Below are 24,870 nucleotides of genomic sequence, written 5' to 3'. Positions count from 1 at the left end.
GGGAGTACGGGGGGTACGGATGCAGCCGCTGGGGCCCGACGAGCCATCCGCCATCGGTCCTTACCGACTGCTCGGGGCGCTGGGCGCGGGCGGAATGGGCCGGGTCTATCTGGGGCGCAGCGAGGGCGGCCGTACGGTCGCGGTCAAGGTCGTCCATCCGCACGTCGCCCATGACGAGGCGTTCCGGGCCCGGTTCCGGCGCGAGGTCGCGGCCGCCCGGCAGGTCGGGGGCCGCTGGACCGCGCCCGTCCTGGACGCCGATCCCGATGCCGCCGTCCCCTGGGTGGCCACCGGCTTCTTCGCCGGTCCCGACCTCTCGGCGGCGGTCGGGGAGCACGGGCCGCTGCCCGGCCGCGCCGTGCGCGGCCTCGGCGCCGGACTTGCCCAGGCCCTCGCAGCCGTCCACGCTCTGGGGCTCGTCCACCGCGATGTGAAGCCCTCCAACGTCCTGCTCACCCTCGGCGGACCCAAACTGATCGATTTCGGCATCGCCCGCGCGATGGACGGGAACTCCGTTCTGACCTCCACCGGTGTCACGGTCGGCTCGCCCGGCTTTATGGCCCCCGAGGCGATCCAGGGCAGGGACATCACCGGCGCCGCCGATGTCTTCTCGCTGGGCGCGGTGCTCGCGTACGCGGTGTCCGGGCAGACCCCCTTCCGGGGCGGCAGCACCGCGACCCTGCTCTACAAGGTGGTCCACGAGGAGCCCGAGCTCGGTCCGATGGACGGTGAGCTGCGCGAACTGGTGCTCCGCTGCCTGGCGAAGGAGCCGGGGACGAGGCCCGGGCCGGAGGAGGTCGCCGTGGCCCTCGCCCCGGAGGGCCCGGCCGCGCTGCTGGGCTCCGGCTGGCTGCCGGGGCCGCTGGTGGAGCAGCTCTCCCGGCTGGCGGTGGGGCTGCTGGACCTGGACACGGCTGACGGCGGCGGGGCCGGGCCCGTACCGCCGTCGACGCCCGATCCCCGGATGGCGTACGGCCGTACGCCACCGCTCCCGCCGCGGCCCTCCGTCGCCGTCTCGGCCTCCCTGGGGACCGTCACCTCCGTCCCGGTCGTGGAGCCGGCCGCCCCGGAACCGGCTGCCCCGGACGGCGCCGGGCGCCGCCGCAGGGTCACCTGCTCGGTGACGCTGACCCTCGCGCTCGCCCTGGGCGTACTGCTGCTGGCGATCGGCCCGCTCCGCGATCTGCTGCCCGGCGGTGGGACGAACGACGACGCCGCGGTCGAGAAGCCGCAGGCGAACGTCTCCGCGACCTCCTCCGCCGCGCCCCCGAAGGGTCCGGACCGTATCCCGGAGGTGTTCCTCGGGACCTGGGAGGGCGGGATCACCCCGCAGTCCGCGGACCCCGGCGAGCCCACCGGGACCATTGCCACCGTCATCAGCGGCGCGGCCGCGGTCGGCCGGAACGCCGGTACCACCAGCCAGAAGTCCCCGTCCGGCGAACTCGTCTGCCGCTACCACCTGGAGGTCCAGAGCATCAGCGCCACCCGGCTGGTCGTGAACGCCTCCGGCACCGAGGGCGAGTGGTGCTGGTCGGGCACCCAGCGGTTCACCTTCCAGCTCACGGCCGGGCCCCGGGGGAAGCGGCTCGCCTTCAGCGGCACCGGCACCTCGGTGAAGACCGAAGCCCTGCTGGAACGCGCCCGCTGACCCGGAAGCGTCCGCAGGTCCTCGGACCCCCGCCCCGGGCGCCCTGCGGGCGGGCCCGGGGCGGTTCGGGGTGCTTCCGCCCCCCTGGCGTAGGCTGGACCGGCCCGTCAAAGAGCCCGTACGCGATCCGGATCCGACCGGTCCGCCGCCGTACGAGCCCAGAAAAACCGCCGAAAGGTGACACCCGGTGACCGAGAAGGCCGACCTTCAGTCCGTGCTGGACCGTGCTGCCGACGGCGGGCGCATCACCCCCGAAGAGGCGCTCGACCTCTACCGTTCCGCGCCGCTGCACGCCCTCGGCCGGGCCGCCGACGCCGTACGCCGCCGCCGGTACGCCGGTACGGAGCACATCGCGACGTACATCATCGAGCGGAACATCAACTACACCAACGTCTGTGTGACGGCCTGCAAGTTCTGCGCCTTCTACGCGGCCCCCAAGGACACCGCCAAGGGCTGGACCCGCGATCTCGACGACATCCTCCGCCGCTGTGCCGAGACCGTCGAACTCGGCGGCACGCAGATCATGTTCCAGGGCGGCCACCACCCCGACTACGGCGTCGAGTACTACGAGAAGCACTTCTCGGCCATCAAGAGCGCCTTCCCCGAGCTGGTGATCCACTCCCTCGGCGCCTCCGAGGTCGAGCACATGGCCCGGATCTCCGGGGTGTCGGTGGAGGACGCGATCCGCCGGATCCACGAGGCCGGGCTCGACTCCTTCGCGGGTGCCGGGGCCGAGCTGCTGCCGGCCCGGCCGCGTACGGCCATCGCACCGCTGAAGGAGTCCGGCGAACGCTGGCTGGAGATCATGGAGACCGCCCACGGGCTGGGCGTCGAATCCACCTCCACCATGCTGATGGGCACCGGCGAGACCAACGCCGAACGCATCGAGCATCTGCGGATGATCCGGGACGTACAGGACCGGACCGGTGGATTCCGGGCCTTTATCCCGTACACCTACCAGCCCGAGAACAACCGTCTCAAGGGCCGCACCCAGGCGACGCTCTTCGAGTATCTGCGGATCATCGCCGTCGCCCGGCTCTTCATGGACAACATCGCCCATATCCAGGGCTCCTGGCTGACCACCGGCAAGGAGGTCGGCCAGCTCTCCCTCCACTACGGCGCGGACGACCTCGGGTCGATCATGCTGGAGGAGAACGTCGTCTCCTCGGCGGGCGCCCGGCACCGCTCCAACCGCCAGGAGATCATCGACCTGATCCGCAGGTCGGGACGGGTCCCGGCGCAGCGGACCACCACCTACGAGCACATCGTGGTGCACGAGGACCCGGCGGACGACCCGGTCGACGAGCGCGTGGTCTCCCATATCTCGTCCACCGCCATCGAGGGCGGCACGGCCCACCCCGAGCTGAAGCTCCTCCCCACCACCACCTGACGGCGGCCGGAGCGTGCTGACCATCCACACCGCGGAGCTGCTGCTGCCCGGCGGCGGCCTCGCCGCGGTGCCGGACGGCGCCGTCGCCGTCCGCGGCCGGGAGATCGCGGCGACCGGGCCCTACGAGGCCGTGGCCGCCGCCTGCCCGGGGGCCAGGGTCCGCCGCTGGCCCGGGGTGCTGACGCCCGGACTGGTCCATCCGTACGGCGCCCGGCTGCTGGAGTCCGCCTACCACCCGGACCCGCGCGAAGCGGACGAACTGGGCACCGAACCGCTGACCGGGGACGCGCTCACCGCACTCGGGATGGACGACACCCGCCGGGGCGCGAGCGCCCGGCGCGGGGCACAGCGGCTGCTGGCCCACGGGGTGACCGCGATCCACGGGCCCCTGCGGCGGGCGGTGGTCGCGGACGCGGTGGCGCGGACCGGGCTGCGGGTCCTGCCCGGGGAGCCGGAAGCCGCCGGTGCCGATTCCACCGGTGGCGCCTGGTCCTGCCGGCCGCCGGCGGGCGCCGCGTACGCCGGGGTGCTCGACGCCCGGGCCGTGGGGCAGCGGGCGGACCTCGCGGTCTTCGAAACGGCCGACGGTGCGGTCTTCGACACGGCCGGCGGTGCGGCCGTCGGTGCGGCCGTCGAGCCGGACTTCGAGGGGGCCGGGGCCGCCTGCCTGGCCACGGTCCTGGCGGGGAAGCTGGTCCACCGGCGGCGGTGAGGGCGCCGGGCGCGGTGCCGTGCGGTGCGGGGTGTACGCCGGGGCGGCGGGCGCGGGCAGGGCCCGGGGGGCTGCCGGACGCCCCGGGCGGCGCGGGCGGCCTGCGACCCCGCCTCCCCGGTGTCCGCGGGCCGCGCGGCAGAATGGGCAGCGTGAACCGAGCCTCCTTGGACAAGCAGCCGCACGAAGTCGCCTCCATGTTCGACAAGGTGGCGAAGAACTACGACCTCACCAACGACGTCATCTCGCTCGGCCAGGACCGCTACTGGCGCAAGCAGGTCGCCGCCGCCGTCGCCGCCCGCCCGGGAGAGAAGGTCCTCGACCTGGCCGCCGGGACCGGCACGTCCTCCCTGCCGTTCACCCGGACCGGCGCGTACGTTGTCCCCTGCGACTTCTCCCTGGGCATGCTGGCCGAGGGCAAGAAGCGCAACCCCTGGCTTCCGCTGACGGCGGGCGACGCCATGAAGCTGCCGTTCCAGGATGGTGTCTTCGACGCGGTGACCATCTCCTTCGGGCTGCGCAACGTCCAGGACACCGAGGCGGCGCTGCGCGAGCTGTACCGGGTCACCAAGCCCGGCGGGCGGGTCGTGATCTGCGAGTTCTCCCACCCCACCTGGGCGCCGTTCCGCACGGTGTACGAGGAGTACCTGATGCGCGCGCTGCCGCCGCTGGCCCGCCGGGTCTGCTCCAACCCGGAGGCGTACGAATACCTCGCCGAGTCCATCGAGGCCTGGCCCGAGCAGGCCGAACTGGCGGCGCTGCTGCAGAAGGCGGGCTGGGAGAAGGTGGCCTGGCGGAACCTGACGGGCGGGGTGGTCGCCCTCCACCGGGGCGCCAAGCGCTAGCTGTAGCGGGGTGGGGCAGGGCCGCGCCGCGGCGGGCGGGGCTGTTCGTCCGGCCGCGGGCCGTGGGCGCTTCTCGCGCAGTTCCCCGCGCCCCTTTTCTGCGCTTGCCGGCCCCGTTCGGCGCGGGTGCGGGTGCGGGTGCGCTGCGGCGGGCTGTTCGTCCGCCCCCACGCCCCTGTGCACCCGCTCCTCGTTCGGTGCGGGTGCACAGCGTGTGAAGGACTACCACCCGGGCCGGGCCGGTGCGGGGCTCAGGGGCTCACCGCGGGCGGGTCGTCCGGGGCCGGGGTGCCCAGGTCACGGCGCATCGCGCCGCGCAGGGCCGTCAGGGACTCCTGGTAGGAGCTGCGGACCTCCGTATAGCCGTCGTCGCCCGAGACCACGCCCTCCGCGAGGCTGTCCCGGATCAGCCGCAGCCTGCGGAAGGCGAGTTCCGAGGCGGCGTACACCGGGGGCGACGCGGTGATCGACATCTGGTAGCGGAGCGCGTAGCACGGCTCCATCGCCTTGCGCGCCGCCACCGCCCGCTCCGCCCGCGGCATCCCGAGGTCGCGGCCGAGCGCGCGGAAGCCGTTGCGGGTGTCGGCGAGGGCCGCCAGATACTCGCCGTACAGCGACCGCCGCATATCGGCCGCGCGTTCACCGCGCTCCTGGCGCCAGCGCTGCCGTTCCAGCAGGGCCGCCGAAGCGGTCGCGATGACCGCGCCCACCACGGCGCTGACGAGTGTGAGTAATTGTGTGGACACCGGCGGCCGTCTCAGGCCGCCGTGTCCGCTTCCCGGGCACCGAGTTCGAGCCGGAAGGTGTGGCCCCAGCGGTCGGTGTCCGGGACCGCGTACCGCTCGGCCTGCCGCATGCCCAGTCTGCGGGTCACCGCTATGGAGCGCTCGTTGCGGTGGTCGACCAGCGCGACGACATCCGGCACGCCCGCCGCCCGGACCCGCTCCAGCGTGGTGCGCGCGGCCGCCGTCGCATAGCCCCGGCCCCACACGTGCCGGGCCAGCCGCCAGCCGATCTCGATCTCGCCGTACGGGCCGAAGCCCTGCTGGGGCCACGGCTGGGCACCGGTGAAGCCGATCGCGTCACCGGATTCGTCAAGGATCGTCCAGAGACAGAAGCCCCGTTCGGCGTCGTGCCGCCGCTGGCGTGCCGTCAGCTCCTCGTAGTACGACAGCTCGGCCCCCCGGCCGCCGTGGAACCTCATGACCTCGGGATCGTTGAAGATCCGGTGCCACGCCACGGCGTCCTCGTCGGTCGGGACGCGCAGGCGGACGGCGGGGAGGACGGTGCTCATGAGGGGGAGCCCTTCGGTCGGCTGATCGGTACGTCCACATAGACTGCCCATGTCCCGTGCCGTTCAGCACGCCCAATTCCGAGACTCGGGAGAGACCAGCCGTGACGCAGCCCCTCACCGAACACTCCGCGGATGTGATCGTCGTCGGGGCAGGCCCGGCCGGCGCGACGACCGCGTACTACCTGGCCAAGGCGGGACTGGATGTCCTGCTGCTGGAGAAGACGGCGTTCCCGCGCGAGAAGGTCTGCGGCGACGGGCTGACCCCGCGCGCCACCAAGCAGCTCGTGGCGATGGGCATCGATATCTCCGAAGAGGCCGGCTGGCTCCGGAACAAGGGCCTCCGGATCATTGGCGGCGGAGTACGGCTCCAGCTGGACTGGCCCGAGCTGGCCTCGTACCCGGACTACGGACTCGTCCGCAAGCGCGACGACTTCGACGAGCAGCTCGCCCGGCAGGCCCAGAAGGCGGGCGCCCGGCTCTACGAGCGCTGCAACGTCGGCGCCCCCGTCATCGACGAGCGGACCCGCCGGATCATCGGTGTGCACGCCAAGCTCGGCGAGGAGAAGACCCCGGTCACCTTCCACGCCCCGCTGGTGGTCGCCGCCGACGGCAACTCCTCCCGGCTGTCGCTGGCGATGGGGCTGCACCGCCGCGAGGACCGTCCGATGGGCGTCGCCGTCCGCACCTACTTCACCTCCCCGCGCCACGACGACGACTATCTGGAGTCCTGGCTGGAGCTGTGGGACCGGCGCGGCCCCGGCGAGGACCGGCTGCTGCCCGGCTACGGGTGGATCTTCGGCATGGGCGACGGCACCTCCAACGTCGGCCTCGGCGTGCTGAACACCTCCGACTCCTTCAAGGAGCTGGACTGGCGCGAGGTGCTCAAGGCGTGGTGCGCCTCGATGCCCGAGGAGTGGGGCTACACCGAGGAGAACATGACGGGCCCCATCCGCGGCGCCGCCCTCCCGATGGCCTTCAACCGCCAGCCGCACTACACCCGCGGGCTGCTGCTCGTCGGTGACGCGGGCGGGCTGGTCAACCCGTTCAACGGCGAGGGCATCGCGTACGCCATGGAGTCCGGGCAGCTCGCCGCCGATGTGATCGTCCAGGCGAAGTCCCGCGCCACGGCCGCCCAGCGCGAACTGGCCCTGCACCGCTACCCCAAGGTCCTCAAGGACACCTACGGCGGCTACTACACGCTCGGCCGGGCCTTCGTGAAGCTGATCGGCAACCCCACGATCATGAAGCTGGCGGCCCAGCGCGGTCTGACCCACCCCATGCTGATGCGCTTCACCCTGAAGATGCTGGCCAATCTGACCGACCCGACCGGCGGCGACGCCATGGACCGGATCATCAACGGCCTGTCGAAGGTCGCGCCCAAGGCCTGACCGGTCGCGTGGGCTGCACGGCACGAAGCCGGGCAGCCCGGCGCGACGACGACCGGGCGCTCAGACGTTGACGATCTTCACCTTCGGCGCGCCGGGAAGCTCTTCGGCTGCCTTGCACAAGGCCGGGATGTGCGATCTGTCGGACGTGACCAGCAGGACCGGCGGTGCACAGAGCGCGGCCGTGGCCACTACGAGAGCGTCCACGAGACATTCGTGTCCGTCGAGCCCCGAGATGTCCAGCAGCTTTTTCGCGGCATCCGTCACGGCGTCGTCGACCGGTTTCACGTCGAATCGGGACAGCAGGAACTGGAGCCGTTTGGCGGCCTCGCCGGTTCGGCGTACTTCCAGGGGCGTCAAGGCCGACAGTGCCACGCGGCGCCCGCTCTGCTGGGCGACCTCGATGCGCGCCCGCATCCCCTCGTCGCCGTCGACGTGGAGCGACAGCCCCTGGGCGTCCAGGACGAGTGTGCCCTCGCTGCCGGCTTTGATCTTGAGGCGTTTGCTCACCATTCCTGTTCCGCCTGCCGCCGGGCTTCCGCGGAAACAGGGCCGAAGGCCTTCCGGTCGGCGGCCACGACCTCGCGGAGCTTCTGTGCGGCGAGCCACTCCTCCAGGGCCTCGGCCACCACGGAGGAGAAGCCGTTCTTGCCGGTGCGCTCTTCGACTTCCTTGATCAGAGATTGCGCCAGCGATACGGATCTCTTGCCTGCCCGCTCGGCGGGCTGGGGGGTGGCGTGGCTGCTCATACCTAAAACGTAACACCGGCGGTAGGAAATTTCTTCTGCGATCCCGACTCCGGTGCGGTCGCCGGGCCCACCCCGAGGCCTGACCCCCGGATCTCCCCGGCAGCGGGGCCGCGGCTTGACCTTCACACCGTGTGAAGGCGTGGACTGGCGGAACGGGCCACGAGCCCACCAGGTCCACGAGAGAGGTCCGGCCATGTCACCGCTGCTCCCTTCGTACGCGGGCTCCGGCCCGTACTGCTACACCCACTCGCTGATCATGACGGCGGGGGCCGCGACCGGTCGGCCCCTGCCGCCGCCCGGGGTGGTGGAGACCCTCACCGGCTCGCCCTTCGGCTTCCAGCTCATCGCCGGTTCGCTGCCGCTGTTCGACCCGTACGCCTGGGATCCCGAAATCGGCCTCGACCAGGCGGTCCGGCTGCTCGGTCTGGTCTGCGAACGGACGGCCGGCGGTACCCCGGAGGAGGCACTGGAGCGGCTCCGGTCGGCGGTGGCGCACGGACCGGTGCTGGCCGGGCCGGTCGATATGGGGCTGCTGCTCTACCGGCCGGGGACGCCGCAGCCCGGACAGGGCGACCATTATGTGGTGGTCCTGGAGATGGGCTCCGACGGAACGGTCCTGCTGCACGACCCCGAGGGCCATCCGTACGCCACCCTCGGCGCCGCGGCCTTTCTGGAGGCATGGCGCGGCGACACCGTGGCGTACACCGGCGAACCGTTCATCATGCGCTCCGGGTTCGCGCGCGAACGTGAGGTCACCGCGGAGCGCGCGCTGCGGGACTCCCTGCCGCTCGCGGCGGGCTGGCTCGGCGGCCGCGGCGATCTGCCGGTCCCGCCGGGGACGCTCGGCGGCGCCGAGGGCATCGAGGGCTTCGCCCGGCTGGTGAAAGCCGGACTCGGCACCGGGCTGCGGCAGTTGCTGGCGCATTTCGCCGTACGGGTCGGGGCGCGCCGGATCTCCGACGCGGCGGACTGCCTCGCCGGTCTCGGCCTGGCCGACGCGGCCGGTACCGCCCGGGAGCAGGCGCGGCTGATCGGAGGGCTCCAGGGACCGGTGGTGACCGGCGACGACACCGCGCTCCTCGCCGGACTGGAGGAGCTGGCGCCGGGGTACGAGCGGCTGCGGCGGGCGCTGGAGCAGGCACCGGGCTGAAGGGGAGCACAGGGCTGAAGGAGGCACAGGGCTGAAGGAGGCACGGGACCGGCCGGCACGGGGGACCGGCCGGTCCCGGCTCATCTCTCGATGCGGTCCCGGAAGTTGAAGCAGCCCTCCAGCTCCGCCGTCTGCCGTCCGCCCGCGACATCCACGGAGAGCACCGCGAACGCCATCCGGTGGCTGTCCCACTTGTCGGTGACCCGGTCGATCGTCAGCCGCACCGGCACCCGGGTCTGCGCCACCTCCCGCCGCAGCGACAGCTTCAGGGAGGTGACCACGATCCGCTTGCGGGCCTCGGGCAGCGCCACCTTGGGGAGCGTGGCGAGCGCCGGGACATGGTCGTTGGTGTAGGCGTACAGCATCGACGCCAGGGTGTGGTACGAGACGATCTGCGCCAGAATCGACCCCTGGAGCACGGGCCGGTACGGTGCCCGGTCGCTGACGTCCGCCGTCAGATCGACATCGAACACCCCGTGGTAAGCGTCCCCGTCGTAGCTCATGTCGGTGGCCGCCCACGGGGTGTGGCACCAGACGGCGGCGAGGTCCTCGTTGATCTCCAGAAAACTCGGCAGGGCACGCACGGCGGTCCCCTCTCGGAGGGTGTGACGGACGACGGTCGGACCGCTGGTCTACCCACCGGCCCCGGGGACGGACCGGACGCGCCGGGCGAACCACCCGATCCGGGGAGCGCACGGGGCAAGCGGGGTCATACGGCGTCCGACCGGGTATCCGGCGCGCCCCGTTACTGACCGGAAGGTGAGTAACCCACCAAAGAGTCGGTACTTGTCGGGAGCGCGGCAGGCGCCGGAGGATGACGGAGGCCGCCCGTCCGCGGCCTCTCCCCTTACTCCCGTCCGGAAACGGAGTTCCTCCGGCATGCCCGCACACCCTTCCGCGGCCCCTGTGCCCGCTCCCGCCCCCGGTCCTGCTCCCGTCCCGGTGACCGTCGTCGGTCTCGGTGCCATGGGCAGCGCCCTCGCCGCCGCCTTTCTCGCCGCCGGACATCACGTCACCGTCTGGAACCGCAGCCCCGGCAAGGCCGTGCCACTCGTCGCACGGGGCGCGGTCCACGAGCCCGGTATCGCCGCCGCCGTCGCCGCGAGCCCGCTCGTGATCGCCTGCCTCTCCACGTACGACACGACCCGCGCGGCGCTCGCACCCGCCGGGGGCGTACTCCGCGGCCGTACCCTCACCACGCTGAACAGCGGTTCCCCGGACGGGGCGCACGCCATGGCGGAGTGGGCGCGGTCCCGTGGCGCGCGTTTCCTCGACGGCGCCGTGAAGAACGTGCCGCAGGCGGTCGGCGCGCCGGACACCCAGCTCGTGTACGCGGGAGACCGGGCGGTCTTCGAGGAGTACGCGCCCGTGCTGCGAGTCCTCGGCGGCGACACCGTCCACCTCGGCGAGGAGCCCGACCTTGCCGCCCTCTACGAGTCGGCCGTCGGCGCCACCCTGCTTCCCGCCCTGATCGGCTTCTGCCACGGCGCGGCCCTGCTCACCGGCCGGGGCCGGACGGCCGCCTCGATGGTGCCGTTCAGTGTGAAGTGGCTGGAAATGATTGCGTCGATCCTGCCGGCGCTCGCCGAGGAGATCGACACCGGTGGCTACGACCGGCCGTTCTCGTCGATCGGGGTGTTCCGCGACGGTATGGCGGACGACCTCGCGCTGACGGCGGCGGCCGGGCTGGACCACGGCTGGCTGGACGCCCTGTACGACGTGGTGCGCCGCGCGGTCGCCGAAGGGCGCGAGGGCCAGAGCGTCTCGGCCCTCACCGAGGTGCTGCGCACGCCCGGGGTACAGCACAAGCCCGGGGTGCGACACGTATGAACCGACCGCCGGAGCGGAGCCACCGGCGGGGGCGGCCGGGCGGGTGTCCGCACCTAGGGTGGAGCCATGAACTCCGTTCCCCGCAGCACGAGTCCCCGGTACGCGAAATGACCCCGCGGCACTCCGGGATCGGTAAGGCCCCCGCCCCCGACACGGCCGCCGCCCCCGCCGGCGCGCCCGTGTCCGTACCGCCCGGTGTGGCCGGCTACCTGGGCGGACTGTTCTCCCTCGACGGCCGGACCGCCCTGGTTACCGGTGGCAGCTCCGGAATCGGCCGGGCCATCGGGGAGGCGCTCGCCCTGGCCGGGGCGCGGGTCGTGATCGTGGCGCGGCGCCCGGCCGAACTGGCCGCCACGGCAGACGCGCTGACCGCGGAGGGCTGCCGGGCGGCGTGGGTGAGCGCGGACCTCGGGGACCGTACGGCCCTGCGGGGCGCCGCCGAGGAGGCGGTCACCCACTTCGGGGAGCCCGACATTCTGGTCAACGCGGCCGGAATCAACCTCCGTCCGCCGATGGGGGACCTCACCGACGAGGAGTGGGACACCACCCTGGCGGTCAATCTGACCGCCCCCTTCCTGCTCGGCCGACGGTTCGGGCCCGGGATGGCGGAGCGCGGCCACGGCCGGATCATCCACATCAGCTCGCAGCAGGCGCACCGCGCCTTTGTGCGGAGCGGGGCGTACGGGGTCTCCAAGGGCGGGCTGGAATCGCTGGCCCGCTCGCAGGCCGAGGCATGGTCCCCGTACGGCGTCACCGTCAACACCCTGGTGCCGGGCTTCGTTCTGACCCCGCTGAACGCCCGTCTCGCCGACGACCCGGAGCAGGTCGCCCGGCTCGCCGCCCGCACGATGACGGGGCGCAACGGCCTCGCGGAGGACTTCGCGGGGGCGGCCGTCTTTCTGGCGAGCGGCGCCTCGGCCTATCTCACCGGGCAGTCGGTCTTCGTGGACGGCGGTCTCTCGGTCCACTGAGGACCGCCGCCGAACCGCCGCCGAACCGCCGCCGGACCGCCGCCGGACCGCCGCCGGACCGCCGCGGGACCTCGCCGACCCGCCGGGGCCGCCGGACCCGTGAACCGGGCCCGCCGGACCCCGCCGGGACCGGTTCGCGAATCCGGGCACAAGGACGAGGGCCGCGGCTCCGCCCCCGAGCGGGGGAGCCACGGCCCTCGGTACATACGTCACACGGCCGCCGGACGCGCCCTCGGCGCGCGCCGGACGGACCGGAGCACGCGGATCAGAGCACCCGGACCGCGCCGGTCGCCGGGTAGCCCGAGAGGTCCTGGATGACGACGCCCTTGCGCGGGTTGGCCGCGTCGAGGTACTTGCCGTCGCCGATGTAAACGCCGGTGTGGTAGGCGTTGCCCTTGGCGCCCCAGTAGAGGATGTCCCCGACCTGGAGGTTGTTGGTGCCGACCTCGGTCCCCTCCCTCGACTGGTCCGCGGCGATACGCGGCAGCTCGACATTGGCCTGACGGAACGCGGCGCGCACCAGGCTGGAGCAGTCCCAGGAGTTGGGGCCGTCGGCGCCGAGCACATAGGCGTCGCCGACCTGGGCCTTGAGGAAGTTGATGACGGCGGACATGGAGCCCGAGGTCTTCGTGGAGGACGACGGCGCCTTGTTGCCGGACGCGGAGAGGGTCGTACGGGCGGCGTCGCGCGAAGCCCGCTCCTCCTCGGCGCGCTTCTTCGCCTCGGCCTTCTCGGCTTCCGCCTTGCGGAGCGCCTCGGCCTTGGCCTTCTTGGCGGACTTGGACGCCTCGGTGGCGGCCGTGTCCTCGCTGGTCTGCAACTGCTGGTCCAGGACGACCTGCTGCGAGGTCGCGGCGGACTGCTCGACGACGTGGGAGAGGGACGACGCCACGTCGAACGCGGGCATCTCCATGGTCTCGGTCACCGGGTCGGCGTGGGCCGTCCCGGCCGCACCGGCCACGGCGATGGTGCTGAGGACGCCACCGGCAACCCCCGCCCGGAGCGCGACGACGGAGGCGTTGCGCTGGCGCGGCTTGCGGTGGCTGGGTATGTGAGCGGTGTGGGGCATGGGTACACCGTTATCAGTCGTACATAGTTGCCATCAAGAAACGTGGGTTGCGCCACAGTTACGACCGGAATCCATCAATCCGCTTCTTCTGGAAGCTCATTGACGCCTTAACCGGCAATACGGACATTCACTCTCCCGTCTGTGAGCATGCAGTTTCTATGAATAGTCCGAATTGCCCCGGGCTACCACTCTGATGCCCTGATGGCCAAGCCCGCTTTTCCGGCGGCCTGTTGGGTGTGGCGCAGGTCACACGGCGATTGCTTTCAGCCGCCGGTGGCCCGTGCCGGGTGCCTGTCGCCCCGCTTTGCCGACACGAGTTCGTGAACCCGTGCACGCATCCGCGCCGCGGCTACCCGGGGTGACCGCCCGCTACCGGAGCGGCCCGGTCCGGGGGAGCGGAGCCGTACCGTCCGCCCGTCGCTCCCGCCGTGCCGTCGCCGGACCCGTGCCGGATCCGAGCCGTCCACTTCTGTCCATGACGGTCCCCTCCCGAGTGAGGCGGTACCGATGTGCCGCCTTTTATCACTCGAAGCGGTCCATCGCCAATTTGCCCGAATGGCCGCGCGCTTGATAGAGGGTCACCCCTCTCACCAGCGGGAACGTCGGCCCATGTGACGCGCCGTGATCTTTCGCGCGCTTCCCGTATGAAGATCGTCCATCACATGTGCACAAGATCGCTCTCCGGGTGGTGGAGATCACAAAGGCGATGGGTGACCCCGTGTCGCAGATCACAGACCGGCGGGCATAAGATGCGGGGCAGCCGGGCTTGTGAACTGCCTCACATGTACGCGATCTTCGAGGCGGTCAGCAGCCGAACGGCCCGGCGCGGTCCACGGTCAGCGACGACTGGAAGGAGCGAGGAGGGTGAATGCCTACGTGCCCATCCTTGTACTCGGCGCCCTCGGGGCAGGGTTTGCGATCTTCTCCGTGGTCATGGCCACGCTGATCGGCCCCAAGCGCTACAACAGGGCGAAGCTCGAAGCGTACGAGTGCGGTATCGAGCCCACCCCCACACCGGCGGGCGGCGGCCGTTTTCCGATCAAGTACTACCTGACGGCGATGCTCTTCATCATCTTCGACATCGAGATCGTCTTCCTCTATCCCTGGGCCGTCAGCTTCGACGCCCTCGGCCTGTTCGGTCTCGTCGAGATGCTGCTCTTCGTGCTCACCGTCTTCGTCGCCTACGCCTATGTGTGGCGTCGCGGCGGCCTGGAATGGGACTAGGGCTTAAGGGGCATCCATGGGACTCGAAGAGAAGCTGCCGAGCGGCTTTCTGCTGACGACCGTCGAACAGGCCGCGGGCTGGGTGCGCAAGGCATCCGTCTTCCCGGCCACGTTCGGACTGGCCTGCTGCGCCATCGAGATGATGACCACCGGCGCCGGCCGCTACGACCTCGCACGCTTCGGCATGGAGGTCTTCCGCGGCTCACCCCGCCAGGCCGATCTGATGATCGTCGCGGGCCGTGTCAGCCAGAAGATGGCACCCGTCCTGCGCCAGGTGTACGACCAGATGCCCAACCCCAAGTGGGTCATCTCCATGGGTGTCTGCGCCTCGTCGGGCGGCATGTTCAACAACTACGCCATCGTGCAGGGCGTCGACCACATCGTTCCCGTCGACATCTACCTGCCGGGCTGCCCGCCGCGCCCCGAGATGCTGATGGACGCGATCCTCAAGCTCCACCAGAAGATCCAGACCTCCAAGCTCGGGGTCAACGCGGAGGAAGCGGCCCGCGAGGCGGAGGAGGCGGCGCTCAAGGCGGTGCCGATGATTGAGATGAAGGGTCTGCTCCGGTGAGTGACGTACCGAACCCCGAGAAGGAGCTCAGCGAGCAGAACCTTCCCGGACAGCGTGGTGAGCACGGCGAGGAGATCCGCGTCCAGCGCGGCATGTTCGGAGCCGACAACGGCGGCGACACCTCCGGCTACGGCGGTCTGGTCCGCTCCGTACGCCTGCCGGGCCCGGCCGCCCGCCCCTACGGCGGTTACTTCGACGAGGTCGCCGACGAACTCGAAGGCGCCCTCGAAGAGCAGGGCATCGTCCCCGAGAACGCCATCGAGAAGACCGTCGTCGACCGGGACGAGCTGACCTTCCACATCGCCCGGGAGCATCTGCTCGCCGTCGCCCGCACCCTGCGCGACGACCCCGCCCTCCGGTTCGAGCTGTGTACGGGGGTGAGCGGGGTGCACTACCCGGACGACAAGGGCCGTGAACTGCACGCGGTCTACCATCTCCGCTCGCTCACCCACGGCCGGCTGATCCGGATCGAGGTCTCCGCGCCCGACGCCGACCCGCATGTCCCGTCCCTGGTCGCCGTCTATCCGACGAACGACTGGCACGAGCGCGAGACCTACGACTTCTTCGGACTGGTCTTCGACGGCCACCCCGCCCTCGCCCGGATCATGATGCCGGACGACTGGCAGGGCTTCCCGCAGCGCAAGGACTATCCGCTCGGCGGTATCGCCGTCGAGTACAAGGGCGCCCAGATCCCGGCTCCTGACCAGCGGAGGTCGTACTCGTGAGCACATCCTCAAGCGCCTCGTCCACCGCGCGCGAGACCACCGAGGGCCCCGTCTACACGGTCACCGGCGGCGACTGGGACGAGATCGTCGAGACCGCCGCCAAGGCGGACGACGAGCGGATCGTCGTCAATATGGGCCCGCAGCACCCCTCCACCCACGGAGTGCTCCGGCTGATCCTGGAGATCGACGGCGAGACGGTCACCGAGGCCCGCTGCGGGATCGGCTACCTCCACACCGGAATCGAGAAGAACCTCGAATTCCGCACCTGGACCCAGGGCACCACCTTCGTCACGCGCATGGACTATCTGACGCCGTTCTTCAACGAGACGGCGTACTGCCTGGCGGTGGAGAAGCTGCTCGGCATCGAGGACCAGATCCCCGAGCGCGCCGATGTCATCCGGGTCCTGCTGATGGAGCTGAACCGGATCTCCTCGCATCTGGTCTGCATCGCCACCGGCGGTATGGAACTCGGCGCCACCACGATCATGATCTACGGCTTCCGGGACCGCGAACTCGTCCTCGACCTGTACGAGCTGATCACCGGTCTGCGGATGAACCACGCCTATATCCGCCCCGGCGGACTCGCCCAGGACCTGCCGCCCGGCGCGGTGGACCAGCTGCGCGAGTTCGTCCGGACCATGAAGAAGAACCTGCCGCAGTACGACGCGCTGGCGACCGGCAACCCCATCTTCAAGGCCCGGATGCAGGACGTCGGCCATCTCGACCTCACCGGCTGTATGGCCCTCGGCGCCACCGGCCCGATCCTGCGCGCCGCCGGACTCGCCCACGACCTGCGCAAGACCGACCCCTACTGCGGCTACGAGACCTACGAGTTCGACGTCCCGACCGCCGACACCTGCGACTCCTACGGCCGGTTCCTGATCCGGCTCGAAGAGATGCGCCAGTCGCTGCGGATCGTCGAGCAGTGCATCGACCGGCTGGCCCCCGGCCCGGTCATGGTCGCCGACAAGAAGATCGCCTGGCCCGCGCAGCTCGCCCTGGGCCCCGACGGCCTCGGCAACTCGCTGGACCACATCAAGAACATCATGGGCACCTCCATGGAGGCCCTGATCCACCACTTCAAGCTGGTCACCGAGGGCTTCCGGGTCCCGCCCGGCCAGGCGTACGCGGCGGTGGAATCCCCCAAGGGGGAGCTGGGCGCCCATGTGGTCTCCGACGGCGGCACCCGCCCGTACCGGGTCCACTTCCGGGACCCGTCCTTCACCAACCTTCAGTCCATGGCGGCGATGTGCGAGGGCGGCCAGATCGCCGATGTCATCGTCGCCGTCGCGTCCATCGACCCCGTGATGGGAGGCGTCGACCGATGACGGCACAGTCGTCGAACCCGGGGGTGCAGCTCGGGATGCCCCAGCTCCCCGCACCCGACTATCCGGCCGAGGTCCGCGCCCGGCTGGAGACCGACGCCCAGGAGATCATCGCCCGCTATCCCGACTCGCGTTCGGCGCTGCTGCCGCTGCTGCACCTGGTGCAGTCCGAGGAGGGGTACGTCACCCGGACCGGGATGCAGTTCTGCGCCGACACCCTCGGCCTGACCACCGCCGAGGTCACCGCGGTCGCCACCTTCTACAGCATGTACCGGCGGCGGCCCTCCGGCGACTACCAGGTCGGCGTCTGCACCAACACGCTCTGCGCGGTGATGGGCGGGGACGCCATCTTCGAGACGCTCAAGGAGCACCTCGGCGTCGGCAACAACGAGACCACCGAGGACGGCGCGGTCACGCTGGAGCACATCGAGTGCAACGCGGCCTGCGACTTCGCCCCCGTGGTGATGGTCAACTGGGAGTTCTTCGACAACCAGACACCCGAGTCCGCCAAGCGCCTCGTCGACGACCTGCGCGCCGGACTCACCGTCGAACCCACCCGCGGCGCCCCGCTCTGCTCCTTCAAGGACACCGCGCGGATCCTGGCCGGCTTCCCCGACGAGCGCCCCGGCGCCGTCGAGGCCGGCGGCGGTGCCGGCCCCGCGTCCCTGATCGGGCTCCGGCTCGCCAAGGGCGAGGGACTGCCCGCCCGGGTGGTCTCCCCGCGCCCCGGCGCCGACCCGTCCGCCACCGGCCCGGCACAGCCCCCCGCCGGACCGGCCACCGAGGAGGGGGAGTGATGACCTTGTCCACCGAGTACGGAGACCAGGCCGGAGCGGGCACCGGCGGCGAGAGCAGTCCCGAGAAGCTCCTCGCGCCCGTCCTCTCCGCCTTCTGGGACGACCCCGCCTCCTGGACCCTGGAGACCTACCGGCGGCACGACGGCTACCAGGGCCTGCGCAAGGCCCTCGCCATGACCCCCGACGAGGTCATCGCCTATGTCAAGGACTCGGGCCTCCGCGGCCGCGGCGGCGCCGGCTTCCCCACCGGAATGAAGTGGCAGTTCATCCCGCAGGGCGACGGCAAACCCCACTACCTGGTGGTCAACGCCGACGAATCGGAGCCCGGGACCTGCAAGGACATCCCGCTCCTCTACGCCAACCCGCATTCCCTCATCGAGGGCATGATCATCGCCTGTTACGCGATCCGTTCGAACCACGCGTTCATCTACCTCCGCGGTGAGGTCGTACCCGTACTCCGCCGGCTCCACGAGGCGGTACGCGAGGCCTACGCGGCGGGCTACCTCGGCAAGGACGCCCTCGGCAGCGGAGCCGACCTCGACATCACGGTGCACGCGGGCGCGGGCGCGTACATCTGCGGCGAGGAGACCGCGCTGCTGGACTCCCTCGAAGGACGGCGCGGCCAGCCCCGGCTGCGGCCCCCCTTCCCCGCGGTCGCCGGTCTCTACGCCTGCCCCACCGTGGTGAACAACGTCGAGTCCATCGCGTCGGTTCCCGCGATCCTGCACCGCGGCAAGGACTGGTTCCGCTCGATGGGCAGCGAGAAGTCCGCGGGCTTCACGCTCTACTCGCTCAGCGGCCATGTCGCCAACCCCGGCCAGTACGAGGCCCCCCTCGGGATCACCCTGCGCCAGCTGCTCGACATGAGCGGCGGGATGCGGCCCGGCCACCGGCTGAAGTTCTGGACCCCCGGCGGCTCCTCCACCCCGCTGCTGACCGAGGCCCATCTCGACGTCCCCCTCGACTACGAGGGCGTCGGCGCCGCCGGGTCCATGCTCGGCACCAAGGCCCTCCAGTGCTTCGACGAGACCACCTGCGTCGTCCGGGCCGTCACCCGCTGGACCGAGTTCTACGCCCACGAGTCCTGCGGCAAGTGCACCCCCTGCCGCGAGGGCACCTACTGGCTGGTCCAGCTGCTCCGCGACATCGAGGCGGGCCAGGGCGCCGCAGGCGACCTCGACAAGCTCAACGACATCGCCGACAACATCAACGGCAAGTCGTTCTGCGCCCTCGGCGACGGCGCAGCCTCCCCGATCTTCTCGTCGCTCCAGTACTTCCGCGAGGAGTACGAGCGGCACCTCGACGGCCGCGGCTGCCCGTTCGACCCCGCCAGGTCGACCGTCTGGGCCGACCGGAACCCCACCACCACGGAGGTGAACGCATGACGGTGACCACCAGCGCTCCCTCCGGGGGCGACCAGGCCCCGGTGCCGCCCCAGGACCTGGTGACGCTGACGATCGACGGCACCGAGATCAGCGTCCCCAAGGGCACCCTGGTCATCCGGGCCGCCGAACTCCTCGGCATCGAGATCCCCCGCTTCTGCGACCACCCCCTCCTCGACCCGGCCGGCGCCTGCCGCCAGTGCATCGTCGAGGTCGAGGGCCAGCGGAAGCCGATGGCGTCCTGCACCATCACCTGTACCGACGGCATGGTCGTCCGGTCGCAGCTCACCTCGCCCGTCGCCGAGAAGGCGCAGCAGGGCGTGATGGAGCTGCTGCTGATCAACCATCCGCTGGACTGCCCGGTCTGCGACAAGGGCGGCGAGTGCCCGCTCCAGAACCAGGCCATGTCCCACGGCGGCGCCGACTCCCGGTTCGAGGGGAAGAAGCGGACGTACGAGAAGCCGGTGGCGATCTCCACCCAGGTACTGCTGGACCGCGAGCGCTGCGTGCTCTGCGCCCGCTGCACCCGCTTCTCCAACCAGATCGCCGGCGACCCGATGATCGAACTGATCGAACGGGGAGCGCTCCAGCAGGTCGGCACCGGAGAGGGCGACCCCTTCGAGTCGTACTTCTCCGGGAACACCATCCAGATCTGCCCGGTCGGCGCGCTGACCTCGGCCGCGTACCGCTTCCGCTCCCGCCCGTTCGACCTGGTCTCCTCGCCGAGCGTCTGCGAGCACTGCGCCGGCGGCTGCGCCACCCGCACCGACCACCGGCGCGGCAAGGTGATGCGCAGGCTCGCCGCCGACGACCCCGAGGTCAACGAGGAGTGGATCTGCGACAAGGGGCGGTTCGGATTCCGCTACGCCCAGCGGCCGGACCGGCTGACCACCCCGCTGGTCCGCGGCGAAGACGGCGAACTCGCCCCCGCGAGCTGGCCGGAGGCGCTGGCCGCCGCCGCCGAGGGACTGACCGCGGCCCGCGGCCGGGCCGGGGTCCTCACCGGCGGCCGGCTGACCGTCGAGGACTCGTACGCCTACGCCAAGTTCGCCCGGGTCGCCCTCGACACCAACGACATCGACTTCCGGGCCCGGGTCCACTCCTCCGAGGAGGCCGACTTCCTGGCGGCCCGGGTCGCCGGCCGCGGCCGTGACCTCGACGGCACCGGAGTCACCTACTCCGTACTGGAACAGGCCCCGGCCGTCCTGCTCGCCGGATTCGAGTCCGAGGAGGAGGCCCCCGGGGTCTTCCTCCGGCTCCGCAAGGCCCACCGCACCCGCGGCCAGCGCACCTACGCCCTGGCCACCCACGCCACCCGCGGGCTGACCAAGGCGGGCGGCACCCTGCTGGCCGCCGCGCCCGGCACCGAGACCGAATGGCTGGACGCCCTCAGCGGCAACGTCGGTCTCGAAGGCGACGGCGAACGCGCCGCCGCCGACCTGCGCCGCGAAGGCGCGGTGATCGTCGTCGGCGAACGGCTCGCGGGCACCCCCGGCGGGCTGACCGCCGCCGTCCGCACCGCCACCGCCACCGGCGCCCGGCTGGTCTGGATCCCGCGCCGGGCCGGGGAGCGCGGCGCCGTCGAGGCGGGTGCGATCCCGTCCCTGCTGCCCGGCGGCCGCCCCGCCACCGACCCGCGGGCCCGTGAGGAGACCGCCGAGGTCTGGCGGGTCCGGGAACTCCCGCACGGCTACGGCCGGGACGGCGGCCAGATCATCGAGGCCGCCGCCACCGGCGAACTCGCCGCACTGGTCGTCGCCGGGGTCGAGGTCGCCGACCTGCCCGACCCGGCCCGCGCCCGCGAGGCCCTGGACGCCGTCGGCTTCCTGGTCTCCCTGGAACAGCGGCCCACCGAGGTCACCCGGCGCGCGGACGTCGTCCTGCCGGTCGCCGCGGTCGCCGAGAAGGCGGGCACCTTCCTCAACTGGGAAGGCCGGGTCCGGCTCTTCGAGGCGGCACTGAAGCCGGAGCAGATGACCCGCAGCCTGTCGCCCGGCGACGCCCGGGTGCTCCATATGCTCGCCGACGCCATGGACATCCACTTCGCCCTGCCCGATCTGAAGGCGGTACGGAGCGAGCTGGACCGGCTCGGCCCCTGGACCGGCCCCCGGGCCGGCGAACCGCTGGAGACCGGCCGGCCCGTACCCCGCGCCGGGGAGGGCGAGGCGATCCTCGCCGGCCACCGGCTCCTGCTCGACCAGGGCCTGCTCCAGCAGGGCGACGAGGCCCTCGCGGGCACCCGGCACGCCGCCGTCGCCCGCCTCTCGGCCGCCACCGCCGCCGAGACCGGGGTGAAGAACGGCGACGAGCTGACCGTCACCGGGCCCGCCGGGTCCGTGACCCTGCCCCTCGAAGTGACCGAGATGCCCGACCGGGTGGTCTGGCTGCCGCTCAACTCCACCGGCGGCGGCGTCGCCTCGGACACCGGAGCGCTGCCGGGCCGCCTGGTCAGGATCGGCCCCGCCGCCGCGGCGGCGACGGATGCGCCGGAGGTGCGCTCATGACCGGCCCGACGCTGAACGTCATCGCGGCCGAGGACCTGTCGATGTTCGGCCGCGACCCCTGGTGGCTCATCCTCATCAAGGCCGTGTTCTGCTTCGCGTTCCTGATGCTGACGGTGCTGTTCTCCATCGTCTGGGAGCGCAAGGTCGTCGCCTGGATGCAACTGCGCATCGGCCCCAACCGGCACGGCCCCTGGGGCATGCTCCAGTCCCTCGCCGACGGCATCAAGCTGATGCTGAAGGAAGACGTCATCGTCAAGCGCGCGGACAAGGTCGTCTACGTCCTCGCACCGATCATCGCCGCCATCCCGGCGTTCATGGCGATCGCCGTCATCCCCTTCGGGCCCTCGGGCAACGAGGTCTCCATCTTCGGCCAGCGCACCACGATGCAGCTCACCGACCTGCCGATCGCGATGCTGTACGTGCTCGCCATCGCCTCGGTCGGGATCTACGGCATCGTGCTCGCGGGCTGGTCCTCCGGCTCCACCTACCCGCTGCTCGGCGGGCTCCGCTCCTGCGCCCAGATGATCTCGTACGAGATCGCCATGGGTGCCGCCTTCGCCTCGGTGTTCCTCTACTCCGGGTCGATGTCGACCTCGGCGATCGTGGAGGCGCAGGCCGACCGCTGGTTCATCGTCCTGCTACCGGTCTCGTTCATCATCTACGTGGTCACCATGGTCGGCGAGACCAACCGGGCCCCGTTCGACATGCCGGAGTCCGAGGGCGACCTGGTCGGCGGCTTCAACACCGAGTACAGCTCCATCAAGTTCGCGATGTTCATGCTGGCGGAGTACGTCAACATGGTCACCGTCTCCGCCGTGTCCGTCACCCTCTTCCTCGGCGGCTGGCGCGCCCCGTATCCCATCTCCACCTTCTGGGAGGGCGCGAACCACGGCTGGTGGCCGCTGCTCTGGTTCGTCATCAAGGTGCAGTTGCTGCTCTTCTTCTTCATCTGGCTGCGCGGCACGCTCCCACGGGTCCGCTACGACCAGCTGATGAAGCTGGGCTGGAAGGTCCTCATCCCGGTGTCGGTGGTCTGGCTGATGCTGGTCGCCACCGTGCGGGCGCTGCGGAACGAGGACTACGACTTCCAGCGGATCCTGCTCTACGTGGGCGGCGCGATCATCGCCGTACTGCTGCTCTCGTTCATCGCGGACATGTTCCGCGGCGGGCGGGAACGGCGGGCCGAGGCGGAGGCCGCGAAGGAGCCGCCGGCGGCCTTCGACCCGATGGCGGGCGGCTATCCGGTACCGCCGCTGCCCGGCCAGAGCCTGCCGCCGGTGCCGCGCAGGCGGCCGAGGCGGGAGCGCGAACTCATTGTCAGTGGCGGGGTCAATACTGTGAGTGACGGTCCGGACGGCGGACAGGCGCGTGACGGAAAGGAGGCCGACGGTGTCTGAGCGAGCGGAGGGTTCCCCGGGTTCCGAGCTCTCGAAGGGGGCCTCGGACGCACCGGGGGCCCCGGAGCCGGGCGCGGAGCAGGGGGAGAGGTTCCTGAATCCGGTCGCCGGCTTCGGCGTGACCTTCAAGGCCATGTTCAAGAAGCGGCTGACCGAGCAGTATCCGGAGCAGCAGAAGGTCACCGCGCCGCGGTTCCACGGCCGGCACCAGCTGAACCGCCATCCGGACGGGCTGGAGAAGTGCGTCGGCTGCGAGCTGTGCGCCTGGGCCTGCCCGGCCGACGCGATCTACGTCGAGGGCGCGGACAACACCGAAGAGGAGCGTTACTCGCCCGGCGAGCGCTACGGCCGCGTCTACCAGATCAACTACGCCCGCTGCATTCTCTGCGGGCTCTGCATCGAGGCCTGCCCGACCCGGGCGCTGACGATGACGAACGAGTTCGAACTGGCCGACAGCTCCCGCGAGAACCTGATCTACACCAAGGAGCAGCTGCTCGCCGGCCTGGACGACCGGATGGTCGACACGCCCCACGCCATCTACCCCGGAATGGACGAGCAGGACTACTACCGGGGGCTGGTCGCCGAGGCCGCGCCCGGGACGGTCCAGCAGGTCGCCACCTCCAAGGGGGAGAAGGGCGAGGAGGTGGACGCATGACCGGCCTGCGCACGACGGGGCTCGACCCCGCCGGTCTGACCTCCCTGGCCGCCGCGTCGACCACCTCGACCGGCGAGGCCGTGCAGTTCTGGATCCTCGGCACGGTCGCCGTGATCGGCGCCCTCTGCACGATCCTGATGCGGCGGGCCGTGCACAGCGCGCTCTGCCTCGCCGGGACCATGATCATCCTGGCGGTGTTCTACCTCGCCAACGGCGCCTACTTCCTCGGCGTCGTCCAGATCGTGGTCTACACCGGCGCGATCATGATGCTGTTCCTCTTCGTGGTGATGCTCGTCGGTGTCACCGCCGCCGACTCCCTGACGGAGACCCTGAAGGGACAGCGCTGGCTGGCCGTGCTCTGCGGACTCGGCTTCGGCACCCTGCTGATCGCCGGTATCGGCCATGCCTCGCTCCGGACCTTCAACGGCCTCGGCACCGCGAACAGCGCCCACGGCGGCAATGTCGAGGGCCTGGCCGCGCTGCTGTTCACCAAGTACGTCTTCGCCTTCGAGATCACCGGCGCCCTGCTGATCACGGCCGCCGTGGGCGCGATGGTGCTCACCCACCGGGAGCGCACCGAGCGCGCCCTGACCCAGCGGGAGCTGGCCGAACAGCGGGTCCGCGAGGGCAAGCACCTGCCGCCGCTGCCCGCCCCCGGCGTCTACGCCCGGCACAACGCGGTGGACATCCCCGCCCTGCTGCCCGACGGCACCCCCTCCGAACTCTCCGTCAGCAGCACCCTGCGCGACCGCGGCCAGATCCGCGATGTCTCCGCGGAGGCCATGGCGGACCTCAGGGCGCTGGAACAGCGGTCCGAGGAGCGGCTCGGCCGGGAGCCCGGCAATGCCGCGGTCGCCGGGCCCGGGGCCACGGCCGGCCGGGACACCGGCGCCGAGGGCGGAAGCGACCGCGACCGGGACGAAGAGGAGGCCAGTCGGTGAATCCGGTCAACTACCTCTATCTCGCCGCTCTGCTGTTCACCATCGGCGCGGCCGGGGTCCTGATCAGGCGGAACGCCATCGTGGTGTTCATGTGCATCGAGCTGATGCTCAACGCCTGCAATCTCTCGCTGATCGCGTTCTCCCGGATGCACGGCAATCTCGACGGCCAGATCATCGCCTTCTTCACGATGGTCGTCGCCGCCGCGGAAGTCGTGGTGGGGCTCGCGATCATCGTGTCGCTGTTCCGTTCCCGCCACTCGGCCTCGGTCGACGACGCCAGCCTGATGAAGCTGTGAGGGGCTGAAT

Annotated in this window: 25 protein-coding genes; 19 read left to right on the top strand and 6 right to left on the bottom strand. The window is 71.3% G+C overall.

All coding sequences use genetic code 11. The annotated features are described in order from the left end of the window. Nucleotides 1-19: 19 nt before the first annotated feature. The 4 genes from ACWDR0_RS10965 (at nt 20) to ACWDR0_RS10950 (ending at nt 4,595) form a co-directional block, all read left to right on the top strand. Entirely contained in the window at nt 20-1,648 is a 1,629-nt protein-coding gene (locus ACWDR0_RS10965; RefSeq protein WP_456351334.1) for a serine/threonine-protein kinase, read from the top strand. A 187-nt stretch (nt 1,649-1,835) separates the two neighbouring features. Then, nucleotides 1,836-3,038 (top strand): cyclic dehypoxanthinyl futalosine synthase, encoded by a 1,203-nt coding sequence (mqnC, locus tag ACWDR0_RS10960; RefSeq protein WP_456351333.1) that lies wholly within the window; start codon nt 1,836-1,838, stop codon nt 3,036-3,038. Between the two features lie 13 nt (nt 3,039-3,051). Beyond that, a complete protein-coding gene (locus ACWDR0_RS10955; RefSeq protein ID WP_456351332.1) occupies nt 3,052-3,750 on the top strand; it encodes a hypothetical protein in 699 nt (232 codons plus the stop codon). A gap of 152 nt (nt 3,751-3,902) precedes the next feature. Further along, a complete protein-coding gene (locus ACWDR0_RS10950; RefSeq protein WP_456351331.1) occupies nt 3,903-4,595 on the top strand; it encodes a demethylmenaquinone methyltransferase in 693 nt (230 codons plus the stop codon). 251 nt (nt 4,596-4,846) lie between these two features. On the opposite strand, the gene ACWDR0_RS10945 is transcribed toward ACWDR0_RS10950, so the two are convergent. Together ACWDR0_RS10945 and ACWDR0_RS10940 are read right to left on the bottom strand one after the other, a co-directional pair. Continuing rightward, nucleotides 4,847-5,341, bottom strand: a complete 495-nt coding sequence (locus ACWDR0_RS10945; protein WP_456351330.1) for a hypothetical protein — start codon at nt 5,339-5,341, stop codon at nt 4,847-4,849. Nucleotides 5,342-5,352: 11 nt separating this feature from the next. Next, nucleotides 5,353-5,889 carry a GNAT family N-acetyltransferase gene (locus ACWDR0_RS10940; RefSeq protein ID WP_456351329.1) on the bottom strand — a complete coding sequence of 179 codons (537 nt, stop codon included), beginning with the start codon at nt 5,887-5,889 and terminating at the stop codon, nt 5,353-5,355. Nucleotides 5,890-5,990: 101 nt separating this feature from the next. Here ACWDR0_RS10940 and ACWDR0_RS10935 point away from each other — a divergent pair, with 101 nt between their 5' ends. Beyond that, complete coding sequence (locus ACWDR0_RS10935; protein ID WP_456351328.1) at nt 5,991-7,277, top strand: geranylgeranyl reductase family protein; 1,287 nt, start codon at nt 5,991-5,993, stop codon at nt 7,275-7,277. A gap of 60 nt (nt 7,278-7,337) precedes the next feature. Here ACWDR0_RS10935 and ACWDR0_RS10930 read toward each other — a convergent pair whose 3' ends face one another. After that, complete coding sequence (locus ACWDR0_RS10930) at nt 7,338-7,787, bottom strand: DNA-binding protein (RefSeq protein ID WP_456351327.1); 450 nt, start codon at nt 7,785-7,787, stop codon at nt 7,338-7,340. After that, nucleotides 7,781-8,023 carry a hypothetical protein gene (locus tag ACWDR0_RS10925; protein WP_456351326.1) on the bottom strand — a complete coding sequence of 81 codons (243 nt, stop codon included), beginning with the start codon at nt 8,021-8,023 and terminating at the stop codon, nt 7,781-7,783. Before ACWDR0_RS10925 ends, ACWDR0_RS10930 begins: the two co-directional genes overlap by 7 nt. Before the next feature lie 193 nt (nt 8,024-8,216). Here ACWDR0_RS10925 and ACWDR0_RS10920 point away from each other — a divergent pair, with 193 nt between their 5' ends. Next, a complete protein-coding gene (locus ACWDR0_RS10920; protein WP_456351325.1) occupies nt 8,217-9,173 on the top strand; it encodes a hypothetical protein in 957 nt (318 codons plus the stop codon). Between the two features lie 80 nt (nt 9,174-9,253). On the opposite strand, the gene ACWDR0_RS10915 is transcribed toward ACWDR0_RS10920, so the two are convergent. Then, nucleotides 9,254-9,757 carry a hypothetical protein gene (locus tag ACWDR0_RS10915; protein WP_456351324.1) on the bottom strand — a complete coding sequence of 168 codons (504 nt, stop codon included), beginning with the start codon at nt 9,755-9,757 and terminating at the stop codon, nt 9,254-9,256. A gap of 295 nt (nt 9,758-10,052) precedes the next feature. On the opposite strand from ACWDR0_RS10915, the gene ACWDR0_RS10910 reads away from it, so the two are divergent. Together ACWDR0_RS10910 and ACWDR0_RS10905 are read left to right on the top strand one after the other, a co-directional pair. Next, nucleotides 10,053-11,003 carry an NAD(P)-dependent oxidoreductase gene (locus ACWDR0_RS10910; RefSeq protein WP_456351323.1) on the top strand — a complete coding sequence of 317 codons (951 nt, stop codon included), beginning with the start codon at nt 10,053-10,055 and terminating at the stop codon, nt 11,001-11,003. Between the two features lie 107 nt (nt 11,004-11,110). After that, nucleotides 11,111-11,974 carry an SDR family NAD(P)-dependent oxidoreductase gene (locus tag ACWDR0_RS10905; RefSeq protein ID WP_456351322.1) on the top strand — a complete coding sequence of 288 codons (864 nt, stop codon included), beginning with the start codon at nt 11,111-11,113 and terminating at the stop codon, nt 11,972-11,974. Nucleotides 11,975-12,239: 265 nt separating this feature from the next. Here the strand turns inward: ACWDR0_RS10905 and ACWDR0_RS10900 are convergent, their stop codons facing one another. Then, nucleotides 12,240-13,043, bottom strand: coding sequence for a C40 family peptidase (locus ACWDR0_RS10900; RefSeq protein WP_456351321.1), 804 nt, complete (start codon nt 13,041-13,043; stop codon nt 12,240-12,242). Nucleotides 13,044-13,907: 864 nt separating this feature from the next. Here ACWDR0_RS10900 and ACWDR0_RS10895 point away from each other — a divergent pair. From ACWDR0_RS10895 to nuoK, 11 genes are read left to right on the top strand one after another with little or no spacing between them, the layout of a single operon-like run. Further along, on the top strand, nt 13,908-14,267 hold the full coding sequence (locus tag ACWDR0_RS10895) for an NADH-quinone oxidoreductase subunit A (RefSeq protein WP_006347346.1): 360 nt from the start codon (nt 13,908-13,910) through the stop codon (nt 14,265-14,267). Nucleotides 14,268-14,283: 16 nt separating this feature from the next. Further along, entirely contained in the window at nt 14,284-14,838 is a 555-nt protein-coding gene (locus ACWDR0_RS10890) for a NuoB/complex I 20 kDa subunit family protein (protein ID WP_456351320.1), read from the top strand. Further along, on the top strand, nt 14,835-15,563 hold the full coding sequence (locus tag ACWDR0_RS10885) for an NADH-quinone oxidoreductase subunit C (RefSeq protein ID WP_456351319.1): 729 nt from the start codon (nt 14,835-14,837) through the stop codon (nt 15,561-15,563). The genes ACWDR0_RS10890 and ACWDR0_RS10885 overlap by 4 nt, the downstream gene beginning before the upstream one ends. Then, nucleotides 15,560-16,891, top strand: a complete 1,332-nt coding sequence (locus tag ACWDR0_RS10880) for an NADH-quinone oxidoreductase subunit D (RefSeq protein ID WP_456351318.1) — start codon at nt 15,560-15,562, stop codon at nt 16,889-16,891. The genes ACWDR0_RS10885 and ACWDR0_RS10880 overlap by 4 nt, the downstream gene beginning before the upstream one ends. Next, complete coding sequence (gene nuoE / locus ACWDR0_RS10875) at nt 16,888-17,685, top strand: NADH-quinone oxidoreductase subunit NuoE (protein ID WP_456351317.1); 798 nt, start codon at nt 16,888-16,890, stop codon at nt 17,683-17,685. Before ACWDR0_RS10880 ends, nuoE begins: the two co-directional genes overlap by 4 nt. After that, nucleotides 17,685-19,070, top strand: coding sequence for an NADH-quinone oxidoreductase subunit NuoF (gene nuoF, locus ACWDR0_RS10870; RefSeq protein WP_456351316.1), 1,386 nt, complete (start codon nt 17,685-17,687; stop codon nt 19,068-19,070). Before nuoE ends, nuoF begins: the two co-directional genes overlap by 1 nt. Next, the gene (locus ACWDR0_RS10865; protein ID WP_456351315.1) at nt 19,067-21,571 is read left to right on the top strand and encodes an NADH-quinone oxidoreductase subunit G; all 2,505 of its coding nucleotides are present in this window, start codon (nt 19,067-19,069) and stop codon (nt 21,569-21,571) included. The genes nuoF and ACWDR0_RS10865 overlap by 4 nt, the downstream gene beginning before the upstream one ends. Next, nucleotides 21,568-22,968 carry an NADH-quinone oxidoreductase subunit NuoH gene (gene nuoH / locus ACWDR0_RS10860; protein ID WP_456351314.1) on the top strand — a complete coding sequence of 467 codons (1,401 nt, stop codon included), beginning with the start codon at nt 21,568-21,570 and terminating at the stop codon, nt 22,966-22,968. Before ACWDR0_RS10865 ends, nuoH begins: the two co-directional genes overlap by 4 nt. Then, nucleotides 22,961-23,623 (top strand): NADH-quinone oxidoreductase subunit NuoI, encoded by a 663-nt coding sequence (nuoI, locus tag ACWDR0_RS10855; protein ID WP_456351313.1) that lies wholly within the window; start codon nt 22,961-22,963, stop codon nt 23,621-23,623. The genes nuoH and nuoI overlap by 8 nt, the downstream gene beginning before the upstream one ends. Beyond that, a complete protein-coding gene (locus ACWDR0_RS10850) occupies nt 23,620-24,564 on the top strand; it encodes an NADH-quinone oxidoreductase subunit J (protein ID WP_456351312.1) in 945 nt (314 codons plus the stop codon). Before nuoI ends, ACWDR0_RS10850 begins: the two co-directional genes overlap by 4 nt. Then, on the top strand, nt 24,561-24,860 hold the full coding sequence (gene nuoK, locus ACWDR0_RS10845) for an NADH-quinone oxidoreductase subunit NuoK (RefSeq protein ID WP_456351311.1): 300 nt from the start codon (nt 24,561-24,563) through the stop codon (nt 24,858-24,860). Before ACWDR0_RS10850 ends, nuoK begins: the two co-directional genes overlap by 4 nt. Nucleotides 24,861-24,870: the final 10 nt, after the last annotated feature.

The sequence above is a fragment of the Streptomyces sp. NPDC003691 genome (assembly GCF_053981115.1).
The sequence above is the reverse complement of the archived record's forward strand: the minus strand, read 5'-3'. Positions and strand labels throughout refer to the sequence as shown.